Raw genomic sequence first — 12,840 nt, forward strand, 5'->3', positions numbered from 1 at the left:
GTAAATGAATGCAGTTAAAGCTTGGAAAGAGATTGTTGTGATTCCAACTTACGAGGTAGGAACACCAGAGAAATATCCTGTTTTTTTAGACAAAAGAGTCTATCAAGCAAGTAGTGGTGCTGTATATCCGCATCCTGTAATAGAAAAAATAAGTGATGAAAAAGTAGATAAAGAATGGGAAGTCGTTTTCATTGAAAACGATTATATAAAAATCATGGTCATTCCAGCCTTGGGAGGAAGGATTCAAATGGCTTATGATAAAATTAGAGAACGCCATTTTGTGTATTATAATCAAGTTATTAAACCGGCTTTAGTTGGTTTAACAGGACCTTGGATTTCTGGTGGTATTGAGTTTAACTGGCCACAACATCACCGACCAAGTACTTATGATCCTACCGATTTTAAAATTGAAGAAAATAAAGATGGAAGTGTTACGGTTTGGGTTAGCGAAGTAGAGCGTATGTTCCGTACCAAAGGAATGGCTGGATTTACATTGCATCCAGATAAAGCGTATTTAGAAATTAAAGCACAATTATATAATCGTACACCGCATCCACAAACCTTTTTATGGTGGGCAAATCCAGCCGTTGCTGTTAACGATCATTATCAATCTGTTTTTCCACCAGATGTGAATGCTGTTTTCGATCATGGAAAACGTGATGTTTCCGAATTTCCTATAGCAAAAGGTGAATATTATAAAGTCGATTATGCCCCAGGAACCGATATTTCAAGATATAAAAACATTCCTGTTCCAACGTCTTATATGGCTATTCAGTCTGATTACGATTTTGTGGGCGGTTATGAAAATGATTCCAAAGGCGGATTGCTTCATGTGGCAGATCATCATGTGTCTCCAGGAAAAAAACAATGGACTTGGGGTAATGGCGATTTTGGTAAAGCATGGGATAGGAATTTAACAGATAGTGACGGGCCTTATATTGAATTAATGTGTGGAGTGTATACCGATAATCAGCCCGATTTTTCATGGATGCATCCTTATGAAGAAAAAACGTTTAAGCAGTATTTTATGCCCTATTATAATGTAGGAGTTGTAAAAAATGCGACTAAAGAAGCGCTTTTAAATATTGAAGCATCAGAAAAAGAAGTGACTGTAAAAGTTCATGTTACATCTATATATCCAAAGAGTAAATTAATTTTAGAATCTTCAGAAAAAGTATTATTTGAAATAGATCAAGATTTAGATCCTAAAAATGGTTTTGAAAAAACCATTGCTTTAAAAGGAGCTTCTTATCAAGATTTAACAGCTACAGTAAAAGATGCTAGCGGAACTACATTAGTGTCATGGTCGCCGAAATCCTTAAAAGAAGGTGATATTCCTAATTCTGCAGTTGCTGCAAAACAACCAAAAGACATAGAAAGTGTCGAACAATTATTCTTAAGAGGCCAGCACTTAGAGCAATATAGACATGCGACTTATAATGCTACAGATTATTATTTAGAAGGCTTGTCTCGCGATCCTTATGATGTACGATGTAACAACGCTATGGGTTTATGGTGTCTTAAAAAAGCGAAATTCGAAAAAGCTTTAGAATATTTTGATAAAGCTATAGAAACCTTAATAGAACGTAATCCAAACCCGTATGATGGCGAACCTTATTTTAATAGAGGTTTAGCGCTTCGATATTTGGGAAGAACAGACGAAGCTTATGCTGCATTTTATAAATCATGTTGGAATGCCGCTTGGCAAGATGCAGGTTATTTTAATATAGCTCAAATAGATTGTGTAAAAGTTAATTACACAAGAGCTTTGGAGCATATAGATAAAGCCTTAATTAAAAATTGGCACAATCATAAAGCGCGTCATTTAAAAATTATCATTTTAAAAAAGCTAGGAAGAATTGAAGAGGCCATTCAACTAGTAAAAGATTCTTTAGCTATAGATAATTTCAATTTTGGTGTATTATATGAAAAGTATCTTTTAACAAGTGATAAAGAAAATCTTAATGAATTAAAAAATCTGTTAAGAAATTACGACCATAATTATATTGAATACTCTTTAGATTATGCGCAATGTGGTCAATTTAATCAAGCCATAGATTTTATTGGTTTATTAATTGATACTAAAAAAGAATTATATCCAATGGTTTATTATTTCTTAGGATGGTATCACGAGCAAAATTTTAATGAAGGAGAAGCTAAAAAGGCTTATGGATTAGCACAAAAAATGTCTAGCGATTATTGTTTTCCAAATCGATTAGAAGAAGTTATTGTGCTGCAATCTGCTATTCAATTTAATTCAAACGATGCAATTGCATGTTATTATTTAGGTAACTTTTGGTATGCAAATAAACAATATACAAATGCTAAGCAAGTATGGGAAACAGCTGTTAGTTTAGATAATGAAAACCCTATTACGCATAGAAATTTAGCCCTATTATACTTCAATAAAGAGAATAAAAGAGGCTTAGCAAAGCAACATTTAGAAACTGCTTTTAAATTAGATACTACAGATGCACGTTTGTTAATGGAGTTAGATCAGCTTTATAAAAAGATGAATGTTTCTGTTGATGAGCGATTAGATATCTTAGAAAAGCATATCGATTTAACAGAATCTAGAGACGATTTATATTTAGAACGTGTTGCTTTGTATAATTTTAAAGGTAATTTTTCTAAAGCTTTAAATTTAGTTCAAAAAAGACAATTCCATCCTTGGGAAGGCGGGGAAGGCAAAGTTTCTTTTCAGCACATAACAGCTCAAGTAGAAGTAGCGAAGCAAACTATAAAAACAGGTAATTATAAAAAGGCGATTACGCATTTAGAAGCTGCTCAAGTATATCCTCATAATTTAGGAGAGGGTAAGTTACATGGTACTCAAGAAAACGACATTAATTATTGGTTAGGTTGTGCTTATGAAAAATTAGGTGAATTAGAGAATGCCGAAGCTAGTTGGGAATTAGCTTCTGAAGGGCTTAGCGATCCTAGTCCGGCTATTTTCTATAACGATCAGCAACCAGACAAAATATTTTATCAAGGATTGGCTTTGCTTATGTTAGGAAAAATAGAAGAAGCCAATTATCGATTCAATAATTTAATAAATTATGGTAAAGCTCATATGAACGACCATATAAAATTAGATTATTTTGCAATCTCATTACCAGATCTTTTAATATGGGAAGAAGATTTAAATGATCTTAATAAAGTACATTGTTATTATTTAATTGGTTTAGGGAAATTAGGGTTGAAAGACTTAGAAGGGGCAAAAGAAGCTTTTAATAAAGTTTTAGACCAAAATTTATATCATTTAGCTGCAAAAATTCATCAAAATATGGCTTTATAAGATATAAAATTCTTTGTTTTTTTTCTAATCAATGATTTTTTTCTAGTAAAAGATAAAAATATTTTACGCAACCGATTGCATATTTTGTAAAAGTGTTAATCCTTCAGAAACATTTAAAATAAAGGGCTTTGCATATATTAGGTGATTATTCTTGGTGTTAATTTATTTAATTATTTAAGATAGAGGTTGTTGTTCGTGCGTTTTAAAACAAAAAATCCATAAGTGTTTTTGTAACACTTATGGATTTTTTATATTATATTTGCAAATATAAGTTTCTATTGTATTTAATAATAGTTTTTGTTGTAAAAACTTTAAAATATTATGGAAATTAAATAGAAAAACAACAATACACATCAAGCTATTAAATTAACCAAAATTGAAATGAACAAAAAATTAGATCAACAAGCGGCAGATAATATTAGAGCATTAGCTGTGGCAATGGTAGAAAAAGCAAATTCAGGACATCCTGGAGGGCCAATGGGAGGTGCAGATTTTATGCATATTTTATACTCAGAGTTCTTTAATTTCGATCCATCTGATATGACATGGGCTTTTAGAGATCGCTTTTTTATGGATGCAGGACATTTATCTACTTTAATGTATGCGCAGTATTATCTTTTAGGTAATTATGAAAAGGACGACGTTGCTAATTTTAGACAATGGGGTTCTATTACACCAGGGCATCCAGAGGTTGATGTAGCTAGAGGTATTGAAAATACATCTGGACCATTAGGTCAAGGTCATACTATGGGTATTGGTGCTGCAATTGGAGCAAAGTTTTTACAAGCTCGTTTTGGAGACTGGATGAATCATAAAGTTTATGGTTTCATTTCTGATGGTGGTGTACAGGAAGAGATATCTCAAGGTGCAGGTAGAATTGCAGGACATTTAGGGTTGAGTAACTTTATTATGTTTTTTGATTCTAACGATATTCAATTGTCAACATCTACAGATGAGGTGACTACTGAAGATACAGCAATGAAGTATGAATCATGGGGGTGGAAAGTTGTTACCATCGATGGTCATAACCATGATGAAATAAGAAAAGCATTAACAGATGCTAATAATGAAACTGAAAAACCAACTTTAATTATTGGTAAAACAATAATGGGTAAAGGTTGTGTGACTGCAGACGACGCTATGTTTGAAGGTGAGTGTGAATTACACGGTCAGCCAATAGGACATACAGGAGCAGATTATGCTAAGACTTTATTAAACTTAGGAGCAAATCCTGAAAGTCCGTTTGATATTTACGAAGATGTAAGTACTTTTTATAAAGATATATTAAAAGAAAAAGTTGCTAAGGCAGCAGGGAAAAAAGCAGAAATTGAAGCTTGGAGACAAGCAAATGCAGATCTTGCTGCAAAATTAGATTTCTTCTTATCTGGAGAATTACCAGAATTAGATTTTGAATCTATCGAGCATAAAGCAGGATTAGCTTCTAGAGCTGCTTCTTCTGGAGTATTAGCTTATTTAGCTGAAAACGTAGAAAACATGATTGTGTCTTCTGCTGATTTATCTAACAGTGATAAAACAGACGGTTTCTTAAAGAAAACCCATGCACTTAAAAAAGGTGATTTCTCAGGGTCGTTCTTACAAGCAGGTGTTGCTGAGTTAACTATGGCTTGTATTGCAAACGGATTAGCATTACACGGAGGAATTATTCCTGTAGTTGCTACATTCTTTGTGTTTTCAGATTATATGAAACCAGCCATTCGTTTAAGTGGTATTCAAGAATTAGGTGTGAAATATGTTTGGACGCATGATGCATTCCGTGTAGGTGAAGATGGACCAACACACCAACCAGTAGAACAAGAAGCTCAAATTCGTTTGTTAGAAAAACTTAAAAACCATAGTGGGAAACCAAGTTTCTTAGCATTACGTCCTGCTGATTCAGCTGAAACAAGTGTGGCTTGGAAAATGGCTTTAGAAAATAAAACGACACCATCAGGATTAATTTTGTCTAGACAAGGTATTAAAGATCTTCCTGCAAAAGGAGCTTCAAGATATAGTGATGCTTTAGCTGCTGAAAAAGGTGGTTATTTAGTTAAAGAAGTTGAAAATCCAGATGTTGTTTTAGTAGCAAACGGATCGGAAGTAGCAACGTTATTTGCTGCAGCAGAAATTTTAGAAGCTGAAAACGGATTGAAAGTAAATATTGCTTCTGTAATTTCAGAAGGTGTTTTCAGATTACAATCTAAAGAATATCAAAACTCTGTAATTCCTCAAAACAAACCTTTATTTGGTTTAACAGCAGGATTACCAGTAAATTTAGAAGGTTTGGTTGGAGCTAACGGTAAAGTGTTTGGTTTAGATCACTTTGGTTATTCTGCACCAGCAACTGTACTAGATGATAAGTTTGGTTTTACAGGAGAAAAAGTAAGCAAAGAAGTATTAGAATATTTAAAAACAGTATAAAACTACAGATATGAAATTTTTTATTGATACAGCAAATTTAGATGATATTGCAGAAGCTCAGGCTTTAGGAGTATTAGATGGTGTTACGACAAACCCATCATTAATGGCAAAAGAAGGTATTACTGGAGCCGAAAATATTTTAGCACATTATCAAAAAATATGTGATTTAGTTGAAGGCGATGTAAGTGCTGAAGTTATCTCAACAGATTTTGAAGGTATGGTTAAAGAAGGTGAAGCATTAGCTGCTTTACACCCTCAAATTGTTGTTAAGTTACCTATGATTGCTGCTGGAGTTAAAGCTTGTAAGTATTTTTCAGATAAAGGTATTAGAACGAATGTAACACTAGTGTTTTCAGCTGGTCAAGCTTTGTTAGCAGCAAAAGCTGGAGCAACTTATGTATCTCCTTTCTTAGGGCGTTTAGATGATATTTCTACAGATGGTTTAAACTTAATTGCTGAAATTAGATTAATTTATGACAACTACGGTTTTGATACAGAAATTTTAGCGGCATCAGTACGTCACACTATGCATGTTATTGACTGTGCTAAATTAGGTTCTGATGTTATGACAGGTCCTTTATCTTCAATTACTGGATTATTAAGACATCCTTTAACAGATAGCGGTTTAGCTAAGTTTTTAGAAGATTATAAAAAAGGAAATCAATAATTAATAGTTGTTGATTGTAATAAATGAGAATTGAAAGTAGAATATACGAAGAAACGCAAAAGCTAAAATTAGCTGTTGATTGTATTATTTTTGGCTTTAATGACAATAGATTAGAGTTGCTTTTAATTCACAGAGGGTTCGAACCCGAAAAAGGTAAATGGTCTCTAATTGGCGGTTTCATTGGTAATGATGAAGATCTTGATGAAGCCGCTAATAGAGTTCTATATAATTTGTCTGGTTTGCAGAATATTTATATGGAACAGGTTCGTACTTGGGGTAAAGCGAATAGAGATACATCAGGTCGAGTAATATCGACAACCTATAGTGCTATGATTTTGAAATCAGAGTACGATGAAGAAAAAGTAAGTGCTTATAACACAAAGTGGTTTCCTATTGATGCGCTTCCAGAACTTGTTTTCGACCATAAAGATATGGTAGAATCAGCAATAAGACGATTGAGAAGACGCGTTAGAAATTTCCCGATAGCTTTTAATTTATTACCTCCAAAATTCACTTTGCCACAGTTGCAATTGCTTTATGAAGGTATTTTGAATGAAACTATTGATAAAAGAAATTTTAGACGGAAAGTTTTTCAAATGAGGTTTTTAGTCAAGTTAGAAGAGAAGGATATGTCCGAATCTAGAAAAGGTGCATATTTCTATTGTTTTGATGAAGATCTTTATAATAAAGAACAAAACTTTAATTTATAATATAAAAAAAGCAACTTATATATAAGTTGCTTTTTTTTGTTTAAAATTTATAAGCGTCTATGTTACACTTATAAAAATATGTCTTATCTTGCCGTCAGCAATAAAATCTATTTAGATTAATATTATGAGTGATGTAAAATATACCATAGGAATGGATTTTGGCTCAGATTCAGTGAGAGCCTTAATAGTTAATACTCTAACGGGGCAAGAAATGGCTACTGCCGTTCATTATTATGCACGATGGAAAAGCGGTAAATATTGTGAGCCTTCAAAAAATAAATTCAGACAACATCCTTTAGATTATATTGAAGGAATCGAGAATACTATTAAAGCAGTGGTGTCTCAGGTGTCTAAAGATGTTGTAAACAATATAGTTGGTATTGGTGTCGATACTACAGGGTCTACGCCTGTTGCAGTTGATAAAGCCGGAACACCATTAGCGTTGTTAAACGGATTTGAAGAAAATCCAAATGCGATGTTTGTTTTATGGAAAGATCATACCGGAATAAAAGAAGCTGATGAAATTAATACGCTTTGTGAAAAATGGGATATTGATTATTCTAAATTTGAAGGTGGGATTTATTCTTCAGAATGGTTTTGGTCTAAAGTTTTACACGTTTCAAGAGCAGATAAGCAAGTATATGAAGCAGCGCATTCTTGGGTGGAACATTGCGATTGGGTGCCATTTTTGTTAACAGGAGGAAATGATGTTAGTCAAATGAAACGTAGTCGTTGTGCTGCAGGTCATAAAGCCTTATGGCATGAATCTTTTGGTGGTTTGCCTCCAAATGATTTCTTTGCTGCTCTAGATCCTGTTTTAGATGGTTTAACAGATAGATTGTATAAAGAAACATATACTTCTGATGTTTCTGTTGGAACACTTTCAGAGGAATGGGCAAAACGATTAGGGTTATCAACATCTGTTGAAATTGCTGTTGGTGCTTTCGATTGTCACATGGGAGCCGTTGGCGTTAATATAGAGCCTTATTATTTAACAAAAGTAATGGGGACTTCAACCTGCGATATTTTAGTAACGCCTTTACAAGAAGAAGAGCATTTAGTGAAAGGTATTTGCGGACAAGTAGATGGGTCAGTAGTACCAAATATGTTAGGTTTAGAAGCAGGACAATCTGCTTTTGGCGATATTTATGCGTGGTACGAGCGTTTAATTTCTTGGCCAATTAAAGAACTTATTGGAGATTCTAGTTTAATAAGTGAAGATATAAAAGAAAAATTAGTTGAAGAATCAATAGCTAATATACTTCCGAAATTAAGTATAGCAGCTTCAAAAGAACCTATTGGTGCTTCAGGAGAACTGGCTTTAGATTGGATGAATGGAAGACGAACACCAGATGCGAATCAAAACTTAAAAGGAGTTATTTCTGGAATTAATTTAGGAAGTACATCGCCTAAAGTATTTAGAGCTTTAGTAGAAGCTTCTTGCTTCGGAGCTAAAAAAATAGCCGATAGATTTATCAGTGAAGGTATTCCTGTAAAAGGTGTAATTGCATTAGGTGGTATCGCAAAAAAATCATCTTTTGTTATGCAAGTTATGGCAGATGTTTTAAATTCCCCAATTAAAGTTGCAAAATCGGAACAAGCATGTGCTTTAGGAGCTTCTATTTTTGGAGCAGTTACAGCAGGAGTTTATGTAGATACAGAATCTGCAATGAATGCTATGGCAAGTCCTTTTGAAAAGATCTATGAGCCTATAAAAGAAAATGTAGAAGCTTATAAAGAAGTATATAAAAACTATAGCGAATTATGTATAGCTATGGAAAATCATATCATGCAATAATAAAATTATGAGTATCTATAAAACATTAAAAGAAGAAGCTTACGAAGCCAATATGGAGCTTCCAGAATTAGGCTTAGTGCTATTTACATTTGGTAATGCTAGTGCTGTTGATAGAGATAAAGGTGTATTTGCTATAAAACCTAGCGGTGTTCCTTATGTAGATTTGAAGCCTGAAGATATGGTGATTTGTGATTTTGATGCTAAAATAGTTGAAGGAACTATGAGGCCTTCTTCAGATACAAAAACACATGCTGTTTTATATAAAGAATGGGGAGATATTGGAGGCGTGGTACATACACATTCTACTTATGGAACTGCTTGGGCTCAGGCTATTAAAGATGTGCCAATTTTTGGAACCACACATGCCGATCATTTAATCTCTGATATTCCTTGTGCACCACCAATGAAAGATGAGTATATTGCTGGAGATTATGAACATATGACTGGGTATCAAATTATAGATTGCTTAAAAGAGCGTGGCTTGGATTATAATGAAATAGGAATGATTTTAGTTGGCAACCATGCGCCATTTACTTGGGGTGCAACTGCTGCTAAAGCCGTTTATAATAGTGCTGTTTGTGAGGAAGTTGCAAAAATGGCATATTTAACTTTGCAGATTAATCCAAATGCTGTTATTTTGAAAGATGCATTAAAAAAGAAACATTTTGAGCGTAAGCATGGAACTGATGCTTATTACGGACAAGGATGTTAAAAATAAAATAAACCAATTAACCTTAATATTAATTAAACTAAATAAATATGAGTATTTTATCTTTTGTTGCCTTTACATTACTTGTTGCTGTTATAGCATGGTGGTCTACACGAAAAACAGATGAGAGTTCATCAGATGGCTATTTTCTTGGTGGAAGAAGTCTTACTGGTCCAGTTATAGCAGGATCGTTACTGTTAACCAATCTATCTACAGAACAAATTGTGGGAATGAATGGTGTTTCTTTTAGAGATGGTATTCCAATTATGGCATACGAAGTTATAGCTGCTATTGCGATGGTATTTACAGCATTTGTATTACTGCCTAAATATCTTAAAAGTGGAATTGCTACCATTCCTCAGTTTTTAGAAAACCGATATGGTAAAAGCACAAAAACAATTGTCTCATTATTATTCTTATTAGGTTACGCTATATCTATGTTACCAACAGTGTTATATTCTGGAGCATTAGCAATAAACACTATGTTTGATATTCCTGAGATGTTAGGAATGGAAGCAGAACCAGCCTTATGGGTAACTGTATGGACTATTGGTATAATAGGTAGTATTTACGCTATTTTTGGAGGCTTAAAAGCTGTTGCTGTTTCAGATTCAATTAACGCAGTTGGATTAATTGTTGGGGGATCATTAATTCCAATTTTTGGTTTAATGAAAATAGGTGATGGTAATGTGTTTACTGGTTTAGATAGATTAGTAACGAAGCTTCCTGAAAAGTTTGATATTATTGGAGGGCCAGATTCTGATGTCCCATTTTGGACACTTTTTACAGGAATGATTATTGTGAATTTTTATTATTGGGGAACCAATCAGGCTATTATTCAAAGAGCACTTGGTGCTAAAAATTTAAAAGAGGGTCAAAAAGGACTTTTGTTAGCTGCATTTATTAAAATATTAGGGCCATTTATTGTGGTACTGCCAGGTATTATTGCTTTTTACATTTTTAATGGTGATTTAGCAAATGCAGATGAGGCATATCCAATGGTTGTAAAAGCTGTGTTGCCAGTAGCATTTATTGGTTTCTTTGCAGCTGTTCTTTTTGGAGCTATTTTAAGTTCGTTTAATAGTGCTTTAAATAGTTCGGTAACATTATTCGGATTAGATTTTTATAAAGAATATATAAACAAAGATGCTTCTGAAAAACAAGTTGTAAAAGCTGGTAAAACGTTTGGTATTGTTTTAGCTATATTCTCAATGGCAATAGCGCCTTTATTGTATGGTGTACAAGGTGGTATTTTTACATATTTACAAGAATTAAACGGGACGCACAGTGTGCCAATTTTAGCTATTATAATTGTTGGTATATTTTCTAAACGTGTATCAGGAAAAGCTGCTAATATCGCCATCTTATTTAGTGCTATTACTTATTTAATTTTATTGTATGTTGTTAGACCAATGTGTATAGAGTCTGGTTCGTATTTTCCACATTTCTTACATTTAATGGGAGCGCTTTTCGTTCTTGTAGTATTAATTATGTTTGTTGTTAGTAAGTTCTTCCCAAGAGAAACTGATTATGAACAAGTATATACTAAACAAGTTGATATTACTGAATGGAAATATTTAAAACCAGTTGGATATACAGTTGTTGCTGCAGTTGTCGGACTTTACATTTATTTATCATAAGAAAAACATTTTAAAAATAATGATCAATTTTAAGCAAGGAGACATCTGGTTTGTAACTGGAAGTCAAGATTTATACGGTCCAGAAACACTTAAACAGGTAGCCGAACATTCAAAGGAAATTGCAAATGCTTATACAGCAAATACAACTATTCCAGTAAATGTCATTTTTAAACCAACGGTAAAATCGCCTGAAGAGATTCATGCCATTTGTAAAGCGGCTAATAATGATGATACATGTATTGGTATTATTACTTGGATGCATACTTTTTCACCAGCTAAAATGTGGATTGCAGGTTTAAATGCTTTACAAAAACCATTTTTACATTTACATACGCAGTTCAATAGAGATATTCCATGGAATTCTATTGATATGGATTTTATGAATTTAAACCAATCGGCACATGGTGGTCGTGAGTTTGGATTTATAGCATCAAGAATGCGCTTAAACCGTAAGGTAGTTGTTGGACACTGGCAAAACGAAAAAGTAATTAAAAAAGTTGCCGATTGGTGTCGCGTTGCTAATGCAGTTGCCGATAGTAGAAAAATGAAAGTGGCTCGTTTTGGAGACAATATGAGACAAGTTGCTGTAACCGATGGAAATAAAGTATCTGCTCAAATTAAATTTGGGTATGAAGTTAATGGTTACGGTGTTGGCGATTTAGTAAAATACATTGATGGTATTTCAGATGCTCAAGTTGATAGACTTGTTCAAGAATATGATGATACTTATGTAATGGCAGCAAAAATTAAAACAGATGGCACGATGCGATCTGCTTTAAAAGATGCCGCTAAAATAGAATTAGGAATGCGTGCCTTTTTAGAAGAAGGTGGCTATACAGCATTTACCGATACGTTTGAAGATTTACATGGTATGAAACAATTGCCAGGTATTGCAACACAACGTTTAATGGCTAGTGGTTATGGTTTTGGTGGTGAAGGCGATTGGAAAACATCAGCTTTAGTACGCACCATGAAAGTTATGGGAGCTGGTTTAGAAGGCGGTAATAGCTTTATGGAAGATTACACCTATCATTTCGATCCAGATAACTCAACCTGTTTAGGATCTCATATGTTAGAAATTTGTCCGTCAATTGCTAAAGCCGATGTGTCTTGTGAAATCCATCCGTTAGGAATAGGAGGAAAAGAAGATCCTGTAAGATTAGTGTTTAACGGTGGTGCAGGTAAAGCATTAAATGCATCTGTGGTAGATATGGGGAATCGTTTTAGAATGCTTGTAAATACTGTTGAAGCAGTCGATATTAAAAATGATTTACCAAAACTTCCTGTGGCGCGTGTGCTTTGGGATGCTAAACCAGATTTACAAACTGCAGCAGCAGCTTGGATTTATGCTGGAGGTGCTCATCATACTTGTTATAGTCAAAATATTTCTGCGGAGTCTTTAGAAGATTATGCTGAAATAATGGATATAGAGTTTTTACTAATAGATGAAAAAACAGATTTATACAGATTTAAACAAGAGCTTCGTTGGAATGATGCTGCTTATGTTTTAAATAAAGGTTATTAAGTAATAAAACTTATTAATAAAACTAAAAGACTGCCTGAAAAGGTGGTCTTTTTGTATTTGTTTAAAAAAGTAAAT

8 protein-coding genes are annotated in these 12,840 nt (G+C 33.6%); all 8 read left to right on the forward strand.

What is annotated here, in order from left to right; genetic code table 11:
- Positions 1–4 precede the first annotated feature (4 nt).
- Complete coding sequence (locus ACH5TW_RS12275; RefSeq protein WP_439336800.1) at positions 5–3,298, forward strand: DUF5107 domain-containing protein; 3,294 nt, start codon at positions 5–7, stop codon at positions 3,296–3,298.
- Positions 3,299–3,679: 381 nt separating this feature from the next.
- Positions 3,680–5,716, forward strand: coding sequence for a transketolase family protein (locus ACH5TW_RS12280; RefSeq protein WP_439336801.1), 2,037 nt, complete (start codon positions 3,680–3,682; stop codon positions 5,714–5,716).
- A 10-nt stretch (positions 5,717–5,726) separates the two neighbouring features.
- Positions 5,727–6,383 carry a fructose-6-phosphate aldolase gene (gene fsa / locus ACH5TW_RS12285; RefSeq protein ID WP_439336802.1) on the forward strand — a complete coding sequence of 219 codons (657 nt, stop codon included), beginning with the start codon at positions 5,727–5,729 and terminating at the stop codon, positions 6,381–6,383.
- Positions 6,384–6,406: 23 nt separating this feature from the next.
- The gene (locus ACH5TW_RS12290) at positions 6,407–7,093 is read left to right on the forward strand and encodes an NUDIX hydrolase (RefSeq protein ID WP_439336803.1); all 687 of its coding nucleotides are present in this window, start codon (positions 6,407–6,409) and stop codon (positions 7,091–7,093) included.
- Between the two features lie 124 nt (positions 7,094–7,217).
- Positions 7,218–8,891 carry a ribulokinase gene (locus tag ACH5TW_RS12295; RefSeq protein ID WP_439336804.1) on the forward strand — a complete coding sequence of 558 codons (1,674 nt, stop codon included), beginning with the start codon at positions 7,218–7,220 and terminating at the stop codon, positions 8,889–8,891.
- Positions 8,892–8,895: 4 nt separating this feature from the next.
- Complete coding sequence (locus ACH5TW_RS12300) at positions 8,896–9,603, forward strand: L-ribulose-5-phosphate 4-epimerase (RefSeq protein WP_439337514.1); 708 nt, start codon at positions 8,896–8,898, stop codon at positions 9,601–9,603.
- Between the two features lie 47 nt (positions 9,604–9,650).
- Positions 9,651–11,240 (forward strand): solute:sodium symporter family transporter, encoded by a 1,590-nt coding sequence (locus ACH5TW_RS12305; protein WP_439336805.1) that lies wholly within the window; start codon positions 9,651–9,653, stop codon positions 11,238–11,240.
- Between the two features lie 19 nt (positions 11,241–11,259).
- Entirely contained in the window at positions 11,260–12,765 is a 1,506-nt protein-coding gene (gene araA / locus ACH5TW_RS12310; protein WP_439336806.1) for an L-arabinose isomerase, read from the forward strand.
- Positions 12,766–12,840 lie beyond the last annotated feature (75 nt).

The organism is Thalassobellus sediminis (assembly GCF_044386045.1).
Taxonomy (GTDB): domain Bacteria; phylum Bacteroidota; class Bacteroidia; order Flavobacteriales; family Flavobacteriaceae; genus Thalassobellus; species Thalassobellus sediminis.